The organism is Corynebacterium sp. MSK008 (assembly GCF_030232585.1).
Taxonomy (GTDB): domain Bacteria; phylum Actinomycetota; class Actinomycetes; order Mycobacteriales; family Mycobacteriaceae; genus Corynebacterium.
Genome location: NZ_JASPJX010000003.1, coordinates 213,623 through 229,297, shown reverse-complemented (window position 1 = coordinate 229,297; position 15,675 = coordinate 213,623). Strand labels below are relative to the sequence as shown.

The 15,675-nt window shown below is 65.5% G+C and carries 15 protein-coding genes; 6 read left to right on the top strand and 9 right to left on the bottom strand.

Annotated features, from left to right (window positions below; translation table 11 throughout):
- A partial coding sequence (locus tag QP996_RS04060) for an HNH endonuclease signature motif containing protein (RefSeq protein ID WP_284871369.1) occupies window positions 1–741 on the top strand: 741 nt, incomplete at its 5' end.
- Here the strand turns inward: QP996_RS04060 and QP996_RS04055 are convergent.
- From QP996_RS04055 to QP996_RS04035, 5 genes are all read right to left on the bottom strand, one after another.
- The gene (locus tag QP996_RS04055; protein WP_284871368.1) at window positions 738–1,823 is read right to left on the bottom strand and encodes a zinc-dependent alcohol dehydrogenase family protein; all 1,086 of its coding nucleotides are present in this window, start codon (window positions 1,821–1,823) and stop codon (window positions 738–740) included. The genes QP996_RS04060 and QP996_RS04055 overlap by 4 nt on opposite strands.
- A gap of 66 nt (window positions 1,824–1,889) precedes the next feature.
- Window positions 1,890–3,614 (bottom strand): acetyl/propionyl/methylcrotonyl-CoA carboxylase subunit alpha, encoded by a 1,725-nt coding sequence (locus tag QP996_RS04050; RefSeq protein WP_284871367.1) that lies wholly within the window; start codon window positions 3,612–3,614, stop codon window positions 1,890–1,892.
- A gap of 3 nt (window positions 3,615–3,617) precedes the next feature.
- Window positions 3,618–5,171, bottom strand: a complete 1,554-nt coding sequence (locus QP996_RS04045; RefSeq protein ID WP_284871366.1) for a 5-oxoprolinase subunit B/C family protein — start codon at window positions 5,169–5,171, stop codon at window positions 3,618–3,620.
- A complete protein-coding gene (locus QP996_RS04040) occupies window positions 5,168–5,923 on the bottom strand; it encodes a LamB/YcsF family protein (protein ID WP_284871365.1) in 756 nt (251 codons plus the stop codon). Before QP996_RS04040 ends, QP996_RS04045 begins: the two co-directional genes overlap by 4 nt.
- 59 nt (window positions 5,924–5,982) lie before the next feature.
- On the bottom strand, window positions 5,983–6,621 hold the full coding sequence (locus tag QP996_RS04035) for a GntR family transcriptional regulator (RefSeq protein WP_284871364.1): 639 nt from the start codon (window positions 6,619–6,621) through the stop codon (window positions 5,983–5,985).
- Between the two features lie 186 nt (window positions 6,622–6,807).
- Between QP996_RS04035 and ppk2 the strand changes: the two genes are divergently transcribed.
- Entirely contained in the window at window positions 6,808–7,659 is an 852-nt protein-coding gene (gene ppk2, locus QP996_RS04030; protein WP_284871363.1) for a polyphosphate kinase 2, read from the top strand.
- On the opposite strand, the gene QP996_RS04025 is transcribed toward ppk2, so the two are convergent.
- The gene (locus QP996_RS04025; protein WP_284871376.1) at window positions 7,660–8,226 is read right to left on the bottom strand and encodes a DNA-3-methyladenine glycosylase; all 567 of its coding nucleotides are present in this window, start codon (window positions 8,224–8,226) and stop codon (window positions 7,660–7,662) included.
- Window positions 8,223–8,999, bottom strand: coding sequence for an HAD family hydrolase (locus QP996_RS04020; protein ID WP_284871362.1), 777 nt, complete (start codon window positions 8,997–8,999; stop codon window positions 8,223–8,225). The genes QP996_RS04025 and QP996_RS04020 overlap by 4 nt, the downstream gene beginning before the upstream one ends.
- A 41-nt stretch (window positions 9,000–9,040) precedes the next feature.
- Between QP996_RS04020 and QP996_RS04015 the strand changes: the two genes are divergently transcribed.
- The 3 genes from QP996_RS04015 (at window position 9,041) to QP996_RS04005 (ending at window position 11,987) form a co-directional block, all read left to right on the top strand.
- Entirely contained in the window at window positions 9,041–10,021 is a 981-nt protein-coding gene (locus tag QP996_RS04015) for a 3-hydroxyisobutyryl-CoA hydrolase (RefSeq protein ID WP_284871361.1), read from the top strand.
- A 122-nt stretch (window positions 10,022–10,143) separates the two neighbouring features.
- Window positions 10,144–11,535: a glyceraldehyde-3-phosphate dehydrogenase gene (locus QP996_RS04010; RefSeq protein WP_502870111.1), complete on the top strand. Its 1,392-nt coding sequence runs from the start codon at window positions 10,144–10,146 to the stop codon at window positions 11,533–11,535.
- Between the two features lie 2 nt (window positions 11,536–11,537).
- Entirely contained in the window at window positions 11,538–11,987 is a 450-nt protein-coding gene (locus QP996_RS04005; protein WP_284871359.1) for a hypothetical protein, read from the top strand.
- On the opposite strand, the gene QP996_RS04000 is transcribed toward QP996_RS04005, so the two are convergent.
- Both QP996_RS04000 and QP996_RS03995 read right to left on the bottom strand, forming a co-directional pair.
- A complete protein-coding gene (locus QP996_RS04000) occupies window positions 11,965–13,095 on the bottom strand; it encodes a glycosyltransferase family 4 protein (RefSeq protein ID WP_284871358.1) in 1,131 nt (376 codons plus the stop codon). The genes QP996_RS04005 and QP996_RS04000 overlap by 23 nt on opposite strands.
- Complete coding sequence (locus QP996_RS03995) at window positions 13,096–14,292, bottom strand: NAD-dependent epimerase/dehydratase family protein (RefSeq protein WP_284871357.1); 1,197 nt, start codon at window positions 14,290–14,292, stop codon at window positions 13,096–13,098. It abuts the gene before it with no gap.
- Window positions 14,293–14,473: 181 nt separating this feature from the next.
- Between QP996_RS03995 and QP996_RS03990 the strand changes: the two genes are divergently transcribed.
- The coding region (locus QP996_RS03990) for a carboxypeptidase regulatory-like domain-containing protein (protein WP_284871356.1) at window positions 14,474–15,675 on the top strand (1,202 nt) is incomplete at its 3' end.

Genomic DNA, 15,675 nt, shown 5'->3' with positions numbered 1-15,675 from the left:
GCCGCACGAGAGTTGGTGCCCCGCGAGGACACGGCGCCGAAAAAGAAACAGGTGGCGTTCTCCGCGCCGAACAACGGCCGGGCGCGCATCACCATCGACACCACCGACCGCAAAGCCGCAGACTTAGAGCACCGCCTGCGGCAAGGCATCGACGACACACAGCCCGCCGCACCCCAGATGGAGGAGGCGTTTTGGCGCATCGTCGAAGGCGAAACCGGCGGGGTGGTTGCTGCCGCGCCGCGCCCGATCGTGATGGTGCCGATTTCTGAGCACGCACGCATCATGGCGGGCGAGGGCGACGACGTCATCCTCACGCTGACCGACGGCACCACCATGACCGGCGCCGAATACCTCCAGCACGAGTTCGGCGAGACGTTGGAGGTCGCAGCGTTCCACCCAGAGGAAGGGGCGGTGAATCTGTACGACACCGAGCGTTTCGCCAACCAGAAACAGCGCGACATGGCCTGCATGGTCTCACCCGTGTGCGCCTTCCCAGGGTGCAGGCACGGGGCGTACGCCTCCGAGATCCACCACGTGAAAGCGTGGAAACACGGCGGGCAGACCAACATGAACAACCTGGTGCCGCTATGCCGCTACCACAACCGGGTCAACGACGACGACCCCTGGCGCAAATCCCGCGGCCGCATCGCCATGATCAGAGGCGCACCCTGGTGGGTCTCACCACGCGGGTACCACCTGAAAAACACCGACCGCGGAGCACTCGACCAACTCTTCGGCTAGACGTTGTCGATGATGACCTTCATCGCCTGGTGCTCGTCGGCATGCGAGAACGTCTCCCATGCCTCGCCGAGCTGGTCCCACGTGAAGTGGTGGGTAGCCAGAGACTTGATGGGCAGGTCCGAGTTCTGGACTGCCTTGAGCAGCATGCCTGTGGTGTTCGCGTTGACGAGACCGGTGGTTACGGTGAGATTTTTGATCCACATTTCCTGCAGCGGAAACTCCACCGGTTTCCCGTGCACGCCGACGACAGCAATGTTGCCGCCTTCCTTGACGTTGTCGGCGCATGTTTTCCATGTGGCAGGCAGGCCGACTGCTTCGATGGCGGTGTCCACGCCCCGCCCGTCGGTGATGTCGCCGATACGGGCGTTGACGTCTTCGTTTGCGGGGTTGAGGGCGTGGGTTGCGCCCATTTCGCGGGCCTTGTCGAGGCGGTTATCATCCATGTCCACGACTGTGATGGTGGCTGGAGAATAGAACTGGGATGTGAGCAGCACGCCCATGCCGACTGGGCCTGCGCCGACGATCATGATGTCGCTGCCCGGCGTGACGTTGCCGTATTGGACTCCGATTTCGTGTCCGGTGGGCAAGGCGTCGGAAAGGAACACTGCGACTTCTTTGTCCAGTGTGTCCGGCAGGTGGTAGAGGGAGGTGTCGGCGAACGGGGTGCGCACGTACTCGGCGAGAGTGCCGTCAATCATGTAGCCCAGAATCCAGGATCCGCCGTTCTGGCAGTGGCTGTAAAGCTGCTTTTGGCAGTTCTCGCACGCGCCGCATCGGGAAACACACGAGACGAGTACTTTGTCGCCGGGTTGGAAGTTTTGCACTGCCTCGCCGACGGCTTCGACGGTGCCGATGCCTTCGTGGCCGAGGATGCGTCCGTTCCATTCGCCTGTGCGCTCGCGTTCGCGTTCCTCAATTTCGGGGTTTTTGCCATGGAAGATGCCGAGGTCGGTGCCGCAGATGGTGGTGGTGTCGATGCGGATGATCGCATCGGTGGGCTCCAAGATGGTCGGCACAGGGCGCGTGTCGACGCGCACGTCGCCCTCGCCGAAGTAGGTGAGTGCCTGCATTGTCTCAGCCATGATAGGGGTCCTTTCGCTGGTGTGGCTTCAGACACCCTCATCGTATGTCAGTGACCGCGCTCATATCTAGGAAATGGTCGCGATGGTGGCGTTCGCCTTCACGCGCTCGCCCTGCTGTGCGGCAAGCGAGATCTGCCCGTCGCGAGGCGCTTTGAGCTGCGATTCCATCTTCATCGCCTCGACGGTCGCAATGGCATCGCCCTTGGAGACGACGTCGCCGTCGGCGACCAGCCATTCCACGATGGTGGCCTCGTACTTCGACGTCACCGCGCCAGCCTCGTCGCCGGAGGGAGCGGCAGCGTCAGCCGCAGCTGGGGCAGCGCCGCCGCCGAGCAGCGCGACGGGGAAGCCGATGGTGTGCAGGCGCCCGTCGATCTCGATAACGACGTCGCGGCGCTCGTCGTAGATGTGCTCGATGTCCACGTCACTGTGTTTTTGCGACGGCGAGTAGTTGTGATCCACCCAGTCGGTGTAGACGTCGAGGCTGTCGCCGGTGATCTCGGGCGCGTCGACCATGTCGCGGTGGAACGGCAGCACGGTGCGCACGCCTTCGATGACGAACTCGCTGAGCGCCTGCTTCGCACGCTTCAACGCGGTGTCGCGGTCCGGCCCCCAGACGACGAGCTTGCCCATGAGCGAGTCGTAGTAGGGCGGGATTTGGCCACCGGTGCGCACGCCGGTGTCGATGCGCACACCGGGGCCGGTGGGCACGTCGAAACGCGTCACGGTGCCGGGCGACGGCGCGAATCCGTTGGTGACGTCTTCGGCGTTGATGCGGAACTCGAACGCGTGACCATGGATTTGCGGGTCGGCGTCGCCGAAGGACAGCGGAAGCCCGTCTGCGATGCGGAACTGTTCGGCGATGATGTCCACGCCAGTGATGGCTTCGGTGACGGGGTGCTCGACCTGGACGCGGGTGTTGACCTCCAAAAACGACACGGTGCCGTCTTCAGAGACGATGTATTCGACGGTGCCGGCGGACTGGTAGTTCGCCTTACGGATGATTTCCCGGGCGCCTTCTTCGATGGCGGTGCGCTGCTCGTCGGTCAAAAACGGCGCGGGGGCTTCCTCGATGAGTTTCTGGAAGCGGCGCTGGGTGGAGCAGTCGCGGGTGCCAAGCACGGCGACGTTGCCGTGCGCGTCGGCAAGCACCTGCGCCTCGACGTGGCGCGGGTGGGTGAGGAACTTCTCCACGTAGCACTCGCCGCGGCCGAATGCTTCCTTCGCCTCGCGGCCGGCAGAAGCGAAGCCTTCCTCGATGTCGGCCTCGTCGAAGACGACTTTCAGGCCGCGGCCGCCGCCGCCGAAGGCTGCCTTGATTGCGATAGGCATGCCGTGCTCGCTGGCGAAGTCGCGGGCTTCCTCCCAGGTGGACAGCGGCTCGCCGGTGCCCGGTGCGAGCGGGGCGCCCGCTTCGACGGCGAGGGCGCGGGCGGAGAGCTTGTCGCCGAGCAGTTCGATGGCCTCGGGCGAGGGGCCGATCCATTTCAGGCCGGCCTCCTCGACGGTGCGGGCGAAGTCGGCGTTTTCGGACAAAAAGCCGTAGCCGGGGTGGAGGCAGTCGGCGCCGGCGCGGTGCGCGATCTCGATGAGCGCCGGGATGTTCATGTACGTCTCGGCGGAGGTGTTGCCCGGCAGTAGGTACGCCTCGTCGGCGACCTGGGTGTGGAGTGCGCCGGTGTCGGGCTCGGAGTAGACGGCGATGGAGCGGATGCCCAAGTCGCGGGCGGTGCGTGCGATACGCACGGCGATCTCTCCGCGGTTGGCGATCAGTACGGCAGAAAGAGTCATTCCTTAACCTTCCAGGGTGTAGCGCTCGAAGCGGAGTTTTCCGCCGGGCGGGAGTTGTGCGGCGATGTCGACGTCTTCGTTGATCACGGTCGCGATGACAGGGTATCCGCCGGTCACGGCGTGGTCGCGCAGGAAGAGCACGGGCTGGCCGGACGGGGGGATCTGCACGGAGCCTGCGACCATGCCTTCGCTGGGCAGCTCGCCGTCGCGCGAGCGGGTCAGGGGCGCGTCGGATTCGAGGCGCAGGCCCACGCGGTTGGAGTCGCCGGTGACGGTGAAAGTGGTGGCGAAGAACCGGTCCACGGCGTCCGCGTCGAACCAGTCGTCGCGGGGGCCGAGGACGCAGCGCACCACGCCGACGACGTCGGCGCCGTCGCGTTCGACGCGCAGCGGGTTGGACAAAAGCGAGTTCGCGGACTGCGGCGGGGTCAGCGACATGGCGATGGTGTCGCCGGCGGCAAGCGGCTTCGGGCCGAGGCCGGAGAGCATGTCGGTGGCTGCCGAGTCCAGCTCGGTGTCGGCGATGAGCCCGCCGCGCACGGCGACGTAGGTGCGGAACCCTAGCCGCGCAGGTGCGACGACGACTTCCGCGCCGGCCGGCACGATCGTTGGGGTGGCCAGGGGGGCGGGGCGCCCGCCGACGGTGACTTCGGCGTCGGCGCCGGTGACGCAGATGACTGTTTCGGCCAGGGCGGTCATGGTGAGCCCGCCGACGTTTTCTAAAAGCGTGGCGTTGCGTTTGTTGCCTACTGCGGCGTTGGCGGTGCGGGCGGAGGCGCGGTCGGAGGAGCCGGACGTGGTCACGCCGAGGTTGCCGTTGCCTTGGCGGCCGAGGTCTTGGTACAGGGTCTGCAGCCCGGCGTCGTCCAGCGTGAACACGGGCCTGCGCGGCGGGGTGGCGAGGTGTTTGCGCGCGGTTTGCGTGTCCGCCGGGAGGGTGTCTACGGCGCGGTAGTGCACGCGGTCGCCGGGGGCAACGAGCGCGGGCGGGGTGGCGGTGGAGTCCCACATCGGGGTGGCGGTGGTGCCTATGAGCTGCCAGCCGCCGGGGGAGGTGCGCGGGTAGACGGCGGAGAACTCGCCGGCCAGGGCGACGGCGCCTGCGGGGACGGCGGTGCGGGGCGAGTCGCGGCGCGGGATTTCCAGCGCGCGCGAGGCGTCTTCTGGCACGCAGTAGGTGAATCCGGGGGCGAATCCGCCGAAGGCGGCGACCCAGGTGGTGGAGGTGTGCCAGTCGATCAGCTCGTCCGCGCTCATGCCTAGCGACGTCGCCAGCGCGTCGACGTCTTCGCCGTCGTATCGCACGTCAATGTTGATGTCGCGCGGGGTGCCCATGTCGGCGGCGTCGGGGGAGTAGGAGGCCAGCACGTCCACGGCCCTGGTGGTGGCGGTTGGCGAGTCGAAGGTCACCAGCACAGTGCGGGCGGCGGCGACCACATCGGTTTGGTGCTCCAGTGGGGAGGCAGTAAGTGCCGCGTAGAAGTCCATGACGGTTTTCAGGTCGGGCAGGTCCACGATGAGGGCGCGGGTGCCGACTCGCTTTACGGGGTAGCTCACAGGACGGCCTCGATGCGGATGCCTTCGTCGGCAAGCTTGTGCACGACGCTGCGGGTCAGTTCGACGGAGCCGGGGGAGTCGCCGTGGACGCAGACCGATTCGGCCTGGACTTTGACTTCGGTGCCGTCGATGGCGGTGACGGATCCGGTGGAGGCGACTTGGAGCACTCGCTTAGCGACGTCCTGCGGGTCGTGCATGACCGCACCCGGCTCACGGCGCGACACGAGCGTGCCGTCGGGGTTGTAGCCGCGGTCCGCGAACGCTTCGCGGATCACGCGCAGGCCCGCCTTTTCGGCGATGTCGACGGCGACGCCACCGGGAAGCAGCATCACGGCAAGCTCGGGGCTAAACGCTTTGATGCCGTCGATGACCGCCTTGGCGTGGGCTTCGTGGTGGACGATCGTGTTGTAGAGCGCGCCGTGCGGCTTGACGTAGCGCACGCGCATGCCGTGGACGCGGGCGAGTGCGTCGAGGGCGCCGATTTGGTAGAGCGTCTCGTCGGCGAGCTCAGCGGGGGCGTAGTCGATGAAGCGGCGGCCGAAGCCTGCCGGGTCGTTGTAGGCCACGTGCGCGCCGAGGGTCACGTCGTGGGCGGCGGCGTTTTTCAGGGTGCCGGCGATGGAATGGGGGTCTCCCGCGTGGAAGCCGGTGGCGACGTTGGCGCTGGAGACCATCTCCAGCATGGCTGCGTCGTCAGCGACCGGGTTACCCGCGGTGGTCTCGCCGAGGTCGGCATTGAGGTCGATGTGCATGGCCCTAGTTATACAACCTGACGCATGTGATCTTGCACTCAGGTTGGGCCGGGGGTGGTTTAGACAGCGCCGTTGTTGATCTTCTCGATCATCTCGATGATTGCCTCGGCCTGCACCATGAGCTGTTCTTGCAGGTAGTCGGAGGCGCCCTGACGGTCGCCGGATTTGACCAGTTCAACGATGCGCTCGTTGACCTCGATGAAGCCGCGGTTAAATGCTGGGTCGCGCTCCAGGATCGGCAGGGTGGCCAGACGGAGGAAGGCGTCGAGCTGGTCCATGGTGTCGCCGAGGGTCTTCGAACCCATCGCGGCGAGCACGACGTGGTGGAATGCTTGGTTGACGGCGATGAGCAGGTCGTCGTCTTCTTCCTCGATTGCGACGCGGGCTTCCTTGTTCAGCTCGTCGAGTCGTTCGACGTCAAGGTCCGGGCCCCAAAGCAGCGCGGCCGGTTCGATGGCGGCGCGGGCGCGGAAGGTGTCTGTGACGAATTCCGGCGTCGGGGTGGCCAGGAAGACACCGCGGTTAGGGATGCGTTCGCAGAGGCCTTCGGAGGTCAGCATGGCGAATGCTTCACGCAACGTGTTGCGGGAAACCCCGAAGCGCTCGGCGAGGGCGACCTCGTTGAGCTTTTGCCCGGGGGCGAATTCGCCACGTGAGATCGCGCGTCGGACCTCGGCGGAAACGTTGTGTGCAAGCATGGCATTCGTATTGAAATCAGTTGTCACCTACCGTGTTTGCGCAGGTGGGTGACCGTATTGGTTAGAACTACGGAGAGTATAACGCATTTATTGTTGAACAATGCACTGGTTATCTCATGTTGATCTTTCTTCTCAGGTTTCTTTGTGTTTTTAGTGCTCACGGCACCTGCAGGTACGGTTACACCCATGAGCCACGACAACAAACCGCCGAAACTGTCCAAGAAAGCGTACGAGAAGGAGCTGCTGCGCCTGCAGGCTGAGCTCGTGGATATGCAGCAGTGGGTGGTGGAAAACGGCGAGCGCCTGGTCATCGTCATGGAGGGCCGCGACGCCGCCGGCAAGGGCTCCGCGATTAAGCGGATCACCCAGTACATGAACCCGCGCACCTGCCGCATCGAGGCGCTGCCGAAGCCGACGGATCGCGAGCAGGGCCAGTGGTACTTCCAGCGCTACGTGGAGAAGCTGCCCACGGCCGGTGAGATCGTCATCTTCGACCGCTCCTGGTACAACCGCGCCGGTGTGGAGCGCGTGATGGGGTTCGCGTCGTCGCAGGAGTACCGCCGGTTCCTGCATCAGGCGCCGATCTTCGAGCGCCTCCTGGTTGAGGACGGCATCATGCTGCGCAAGTACTGGTTCTCCGTCTCCGATGAGGAGCAGTACAAGCGCTTCCAGTCGCGCCGCAACGATCCGCTGCGTCAGTGGAAGCTCTCGCCGATGGACCTGGAGTCCATCACGAAGTGGGAGGAGTACTCCCGCGCGAAGGACGAGATGTTCGTCCACACCGACATTCCGTCGGCGCCGTGGTACACGGTGGAAAGCGAGGACAAGAAGCGCTCGCGCATCAACGTCATCTCGCACCTTTTGTCCACCATCCCGTACGAGCACATCAAGCCGGACTTGCCGGAGATCCCGGAGCGCCCGGAGATCACGGACTATGAGCGTCCGCCTCGCGACGAGTTCCGCTACGTCCCCGACGTCGCCGCCAACCTTGAGCTTGGCAAGCAGTCCAAGAAGAAGAAAAAGAAGAAAAAGAAGTAGCTAGCGCTTCTTCGGTGCGCCCCGTGGGGTGGAGACGGTTTTGTTGCCGGGTATCCAGAACCTCCACGGGGCGTCGGCGTTTTTGGAGATGCCGATGCGCGGGCCGGCCACCCACTCCGGCTCGGCATCGCGCGGGGTGATGTATACCTGTGTGCCGTTGTCGCCGAGCCCAAGACCGAGCGCCTGGCCCAGGTTGCCGGGGCCGCGGGCCAGGTTTTCGTAGGGGATGAGCGCACGGTCGGGGCGCTGGCGCCGCTTTCGCGCCAACTCTTCGCCTGCGACGACTTCGCCGCCGCGCATGAGGCAGCCCTGCCCGTCGCCTTCCGGTGCGCAGACGATGTTGCCGTTGTGGTGGATGCCGTAAGAGAAGTACACGTATAAACGCCCGGGCGGGCCGAACATGGCCGCGTTGCGCGCTGTTTTGCCGCGGTAGGTGTGCGCCGCCGGGTCGTCGGCCCCGAGGTACGCCTCGACCTCGGTGAGCCGGATACTCACCCCGTTGTGCGTGATCACGCAGCCGAGCAGCTGCGGGGCGACAACGTCTGCGGTTTGGGCAAAGTCGATCATGAGAGCCACTGCGCCATCCTTACCACGGCCGCGCCGTCGACGTTGGTGCCCACCACCTCGTCGGCGACGGCTTTCAGGTCTTCGTGCGCGTTGCCCATCGCCACGGCGTGACCGGCAACTTTGAGCATGCCGAGGTCGTTGAGGTAGTCGCCGAACGCTGCGGTCTCCGCCATCGAAACCCCCATCGCGCCGGCCAGCTGCGAAAGCGCCAGGCCCTTGTCGGCGTCCGGGTGCATGAGGTCCACCCAGTGCTTGCCGGAGACCAATGCGCGCAGCTCCGGCACCAGCTCGCGCACCCACGGGTACGCTTCACGCTCGGCGTCCGATTCCACGTACAGGGCGACTTTGATGGTGGGGGAGGCGGAGCCGTCGCCAAGCAAGGTGCGCGCCGCGTAGTACTTGTCCACCTCCGCGTCCACCTCCGGCGGCAGCGGCGCGGTGGCGGCGACCTCTGGCGCGCACACCACGGCGTGGGCGGCAAACGGCGCGCCGGTCAGCTCAGACAGCAGGCGGCGCACCGGCTCCTCCGGCAGGGCGGTGGTGGAGACGACCTCGCCGTCGCGCGCAACCACCGCGCCGTTTTCCGCGATGAAGGTGTCGCAGTCCGGGAACATCCGCTGCAAGGTGGCCAGCTGGCGGCCGGACGCCGGTGCGAGGGTCACCCCGCGCGAGCGTGCGGCGTCCAGAAGCGGCCAAAACGCGTCCGGCACGCGCCCGTCGCCGTCGAGGAGTGTGCCGTCCATGTCCAGCGCAATCAATCGAGGTGTCCGCATTGCTCCCACACTACCGGTGTGATGTGGAACACTAGGAAAGCATGACCGATCTGATTAAGACTGAAGTACGCGACACCACCGGTGTGATCACCCTCGACCGCCCGAAGGCGTTGAACTCGCTGAGCCCCGAGATGGCCCGCGCCATCGACGCCACATTGAAGCAGTGGCGCGACGACGGCGCCATCGAGCAGGTGGTCGTCCAATCCTCGGGCAAGCACTTCTGCTCAGGCGGCGATGTCCGCGCGGCCCGTGACGGCATTCTCGAGGGCCGAGGCGACGAGGTCGACGCGTTTTTCGCCGACGAGTACGCCATGAACTTGGACATTGCGAACTACCCCAAGCCCTACATCGCGCTCTGCAACGGCGTGATTATGGGCGGCGGCATGGGCATCTCCGCCCACGGCTCGCACATGGTGGTCACTGAGGACGCTTTCGCGTCCATGCCGGAGATGAACATCGGCTACGTCACCGACGTCGGAATGTCGTGGCTGCTGCAGAATCTGTCGAAGCGCCCGTCGCTGCCGCTGGGGAAGTTCCTCGCGCTGACCGGCTACCGGCTCACCCCCGACGACATGCTGGCCACCGGCCTGGCCACGCACAAGGTGGCCACGCTGGACGGGGTGCTCGACGGCATTGTCGCCGAAGGCCCCGGCTTCCTGGACACGGTGGCGCTGGAGCAGGGGGAGTCGGAGCTTTCATCGCTTTACGACGCCATCGAGCCCACGTTCCAGGGTTCCTGGGCTGAGATTCAGGGCAAGTTGGACGGGGAGGTGGCGGAGCTCGTCGCAAAGCTGACTGCGAAGGCCTCTCCGTCGTCCCTGGTCGCTGCCGCCGAGCTGTTCAACGCCAACGCCTCGCAGGACCTTGCCGGTGCCCTAGACAACGAGCGGCGCCTCGGTGCCGTGATGACCCGCGAACCCGACTTCGTCGAGGGGGTACGCGCGGTGCTCGTGGACAAGGACCAGTCCCCGAACTTCGCCCCGCAACCGGATCCAGCAAAGTACCGCGAAGTGCTGCGCTAAAGTAAGGGGGCGATCACGGGCGAAGAAATTGCCCCCGATTCCCACATGCATAAGGAGCGACGTTGACCGAAACGACAAACCCCCGCGACGAATGGAACCACAAGCTCACCCTCGCGCAGGAGATGCTGCCGCTGATCAGCCGCCTGCACCGCGAGCACAACGCGGTGACCTCGGTCTACGGCCGCCTGCTGGTGGGTGTCACCGACATCGACATCATCAAGGCGCACCGCTACGCCCGCCGCATCGATGAAAAGGAGCTCGCGCTCGACGAGACGCTGCCGATCCTGCGCGAGCTCGTGGAGATGGACTTGGGCACCGCGTCGATCGATCTGGGCCGCCTGGCCAAGGAGTACAAGCACTCCGACGAAAAGGACCTGCGCACCTTCCTCGACCGCGAGCTCGCCGACGTCATCGGCACCTCTTCCTCGCTCGAGGCCCGCGACGTGGTCCTCTACGGCTTCGGCCGCATCGGCCGTCTGCTCGCCCGCATCCTCATTGCCCGCGAGGCAATGTACGGCGGCGTGCGCCTGCGCGCGGTGGTGGTGCGCAAGAAGGGCGACATCGACATCATCAAGCGCGCCTCGCTGCTGCGCCGCGACTCCGTGCACGGCCCGTTCAACGGCACCATCACCGTCGACGAGGACAAGGAAATCATCTGGGCCAACGGCACCCCGATCCAGATGATCTACGCCAACGACCCGGCAGAGATCAACTACACCGCCTACGGCATCGACAACGCCATCGTGGTAGACAACACCGGTGCTTGGCGCGACCGCGACGGCCTGTCCAAGCACCTGGAGTCCAAGGGCGTGGACCGCGTCCTGCTCACCGCGCCGGGCAAGGGCGACATTCCGAACATCGTCTACGGCATCAACGAGGACATGATCGGCGACGAGCGTGTCCTGTCCGCCGCGTCCTGCACCACCAACGGCATCACCCCGGTGCTGAAGGTGATCAACGACCGCTACGGTGTCAAGCACGGCCACGTCGAGACCGTCCACTCCTACACCAACGACCAGAACCTGGCCGACAACTTCCACAAGGGCAACCGCCGCGGCCGCGCCGCAGGCCTGAACATGGTGCTCACCGAGACCGGTGCCGCCAAGGCCGTGTCCAAGGCGCTTCCGGAGTTCGAGGGCAAGCTCACCGGCAACGCCATCCGCGTGCCCACCCCGGACGTGTCCATGGCCGTGCTGAACCTGGACCTGGAGAAGGACGTGGAGAAGGACGAGGTGAACAACTTCCTGCGCCGCGTGTCCACCCACTCCAACCTGCGCCAGCAGATCGACTACATCAACTCCCCGGAGGTCGTCTCCACCGACCTGCTCGGCACCACCCACGCGTCTGTGGTGGACGGACTGGCCACCATCGCCTCCGGCAACCACCTCGTGCTGTACGTCTGGTACGACAACGAGTACGGCTACTCCCACCAAGTGGTCCGCGTCGTCGAGGACATCGCGGGCGTGCGTCCGCGCGTGTTCCCGGAGCGCAAGGATCCGGCGGAGATTCAGTAGCCATGGGTACGTTGCGTAAGTTCAGCCTCGCCGCCGCCAGCGTGTTAGTGCTGGCTGGCTGCGGCGCCCACGGCACCGAGCTGGGGCTAGAGGACGCCGCGCTCGCCGGGGATTTCACCGTGGCGGACGTGGCGGGACCGGACGTGGAGCGCGCCTACGTGTTCTGCCCGTACACGGACAAGGCCGAAGCGCAGCGCCTCGGCTTCGACCCGGAGGACGTGCCCGGCATCGACGACAACTCCCAGGCTTGGGAGAACGCCTCCGGCATCGGCGTGATCGCGGGCGACCGCGCGGAGATCGAGTGGTTCGACCCCCGCCGTGTCGACGCCTGCGGGCCCGGCGTGGAGGCCTACGGGGAGATCGACCCGGCGGCGCCGGTGCGCACGGCGACGGAATCCCGCGAGTTCGCGGACGGGGAGACCGCCGAGGTCACCGTCTTGCGTTTCGAATGACCTCGTCGTAGTAGCCCAGCACCGTTTCGGTGGAGGCGCGCCACGTCCAGCGCTCCGCCTCGGCGCGGCCGGACGCGGACATGCGCTCGCGCAGCTCCGGCTGCGTCAAAATACGCTCGATCGGGTCGGCCCAGGCTGCGTTCGGTGCCTCCGGGTCGACCAAGACACCGTTGTCGCCGTCGGCGACCACAAACGGCAGCCCGCCGGCCTTCGCCGCCACCACCGGCACGCCGGACGCGAAGGCCTCCAACGCGGCAAAGCCCAAGGTCTCCGTGGTGGAGGGAAACAGCAGCACATCGCCTGACGCGTAGGCCGAGTGCAGGTCCGCGCCGGACAAGTATCCGGTGAAGGTGGCCCAGTCGGGCGGGGTGGCGCGGAGCTCGTCGTAAAGCGGGCCCTCGCCCACAAACGCCAGGCGCGCGTTGGGCACGCGCTTGCGCACCTCTTCAACGATCGGGATACAGCGGTCCACGGATTTTTCCGCCGAGATGCGGCCGACGAAGATGATCAGGGGGTCGTCCGGATGGCCGTCGGAAAGCAGGCTGCGCATCTTTCGGGTGCGCGCTTCCGGGGTGAAGCTTTCCGTATCCACCGCCTTCGGCCACAGCCGCACGTTGTCGATGCCGTAGGCGACCGCCTTGTCCATCATCGGGCCCGAGGTCACCATGTTGAGTCCCGCGCGGCCGTGGAAGGTGCGCAGCCCCCACTCGGCGATCGGTTTGACCCACGGGATGCCGAGTTTCAGGCAGTATTCCGGCACGTCCGTGTGAAAGGACGCGATGACGGGGAAGCGGCGCGCCACCACCAGCGTGGACCAGCCGGCCGTCCAAATCGGGTTGACGGCGTGCACGACGTCCGGGTTGAACTCGCGCAGACGGCGGTAGGTTTTCGGCCCCAGCATGCCGTGCTTGACCTCCGGGTACACCTTCAGGCTGTGCGAGCGGATCGGCACGACCTCGAACCCGGCGTACTCGGCGGGCGGGTTGCCGGGCGCGAAGATGAGCACCTCGTGGCCCAGCTCGGCCAGCTGGTCCAGGTGGCGGGTTGTGCGGGTGACCACGCCGTCGATTTTGGGCAGGAAAACCTCGGTGAGCAGCGCGATGCGCATTTACTTTTCGCCCTGCGGCACACCGGCGGACTGCGCGGCGGTCCACAGCGAGCGCGCCGGGATCTTCGAGCGGTCCGCGCGGTCGGCGTACTTCTTCGCCACCTCCTCGACCTCCACGAGCAGGCCTTCTTCCAGCTTCGTCGGCTCCAGACCCAGGTCCAGGAATGCGTCGTTGACCACATGGAGTTCGTTTTCGGCGGACTCCTTTCGCGGGTTTGGCACCATCTGCACCTCCGCGTCCGCGATCTTTGCGACGAGCTCCGCCAAATCCCGCACCCTGTGCGTCTCCGTCATCTGGTTGAAGATCTTCACGCGCTCACCCCGCGCCGGCGGGTTTTCCACCGCCAGCTGGATGCAGCGCGCCATGTCGCGGATGTGGATGAACGCGCGGGTCTGCCCGCCGGTGCCGTGCACGGTCAGCGGATAGCCGATCGCCGCCTGCATGAGGAAGCGGTTGAGCACGGTGCCGTAGTCGCCGTCGTAGTCGAAACGGTTGATCAGCCGCTCGTCGCGAAGCGTCTGCGGGGTGTGGGTGCCCCAGATGATGCCCTGGTGCAGATCCGTGATCCGCAGCTCGTCGTTCTTGGCGTAGTACGCGAACAGGTGCTGGTCCAGCACCTTGGTCATGTGGTAGATCGAACCCGGGTTGGTGGGGTAGAGGATCTGCTGCTCCACAATGCCATTTTCACCCGCGTCCACCTGCACGTCCAAGTAGCCCTCCGGGATTTTCATGCCGGCGGTGCCGTAGCCGTACACGCCCATGGTGCCCAGGTGCACGACGTGGATGTCCTGACCGGTCTCCACGATTGCCGTAAGCAGGTTGTGGGTGGCGTTGACGTTGTTGTCCACGGTGTAGCGCTTGTTGCGCGGGCTCTTCATGGAGTACGGCGCGGCGCGCTGCTCAGCGAAGTGGATCACCGTGTCCGGCTGAAAGTCCTTCAGGAAGGCCAGCAGTGCGTCGTAGTCGTGCGCCACGTCGATGTTTTCGAAGCCGATCTCTTTGCCAGAGACCTCGTTCCAGGCTGCCAGGCGCTCGTCGATAGTCGCGATCGGCGTCAACGACTCCGCGCCGAGCTCGCCGTCGATGCGGCGACGCGACAGGTTATCCAAGATCGTGACCTCATGTCCGAGGTCTGAAAGGTGCAGGGACGCGGGCCAGCCACAGAATCCGTCGCCGCCCAGAACCGCAATTTTCACAGGTACTTGCCTTTCTTTACGCACATTTACGCATACGTTAGCGATGTCTGTGACCCTCTGCTGGGCGAGCCCGCGTGACCGTACCCCCGGTGCATGTAATTATCGATAGGCAATACAACTAAGTGGTAGCGTTTCCCTGTGTTCTGGCAGTGTTCGAGCGTTGAAAAGGTTGGGAGCCCGCATGTCTCTGCCCGGTAATGGTCGCGTGCGCGCAAAGCGCATCACCGCGGTGGCCACTGTGTTGGCGCTCGCGGGTGGTGTGGCGGAAATCCCCCTTGGCCCCGCGGGGTCGGTCGCACACGCCCAGATCGCGCCGACGCAGCAGCCGGGCATCGACAACGGCACCGTGCGGACCGCCGGACGCGATTGGGAAGCGTCCGTGTTTTTCCTCACGGGCATGACGGTGCGGACGGTGAGCATCGACTTCGTTCCGCCAAGCAGCACCAACTCCCGCGAAGAGGCACCAGCCGACGACCCGGTCTTCACACGCATCCCCGAGGTCGCCGAATACCGCGTGGACCACATGAAACGCTCGCAGGTCATTGCTTCCTACGACGTGACGGCGCGCCGCACCCAAAGCACCTCCACGTCGGGGCATCCCTCAATTCGCGTCACGTATGAGCTCCCAGGAGTGCAGGTTGGTCAGGGTGAGCGACTGGCCCTCTTCGCGCCGGGTAAAGGCACGCAGTACCCCACGCCGTTGCGTGGCGGCGGTGCGCGGTTCACTCGCCCAACCGTCAACGGCGACATCCGCGGTTCAGTAACTATGCACGACGCAACCGCGGATGAGTACAAGCAGACGATGGTGGAGATCCGCCAGGGCGCCGAGACCTTCACTTCTCCAGTGCAACCCGATGGTTCCTACGAGATCGCGGTGCCGTCCCCCTCCGGCACGATGACTATCAATGTGGTTCCACCGGCTGGTTTTGTCACCCCGGAACCAAAGACGTGGGAGGCTGCCGAGGGCCTCGCCGCCCCCGACTTCGATGTCTACCCGATCACCGTGAGCGGTTCGCTTATCGACGCCCCCGGTGGGAACCCCGTGCAAGGCGCCCCCGTGACGATTGCCGGCCGCACCGCGAATACGGACCAAGACGGCAACTTCACCGTGACCAAGGTTCCGGCTGGCACGTACAATTTGTTTTTCGACGAGACAGCGACGTCGTACGAGAAAACAGTCCCCGGTGTTGTGGTCAGCGACCAGCGCGACAACCAGATCGGGCAGCACTCGACTGCCGCGAAGTCGCAGTTCGGCACTGTGTCTGGTCGGGTGACTGATCCGGACGGCAATGGTGTTGCGAATGTGACGGTGACTGCCGGCGGCAAGACGGCTACTACTAATGCCGACGGTGTCTACTCGATTGCTGATGTGCCGACTGGTTC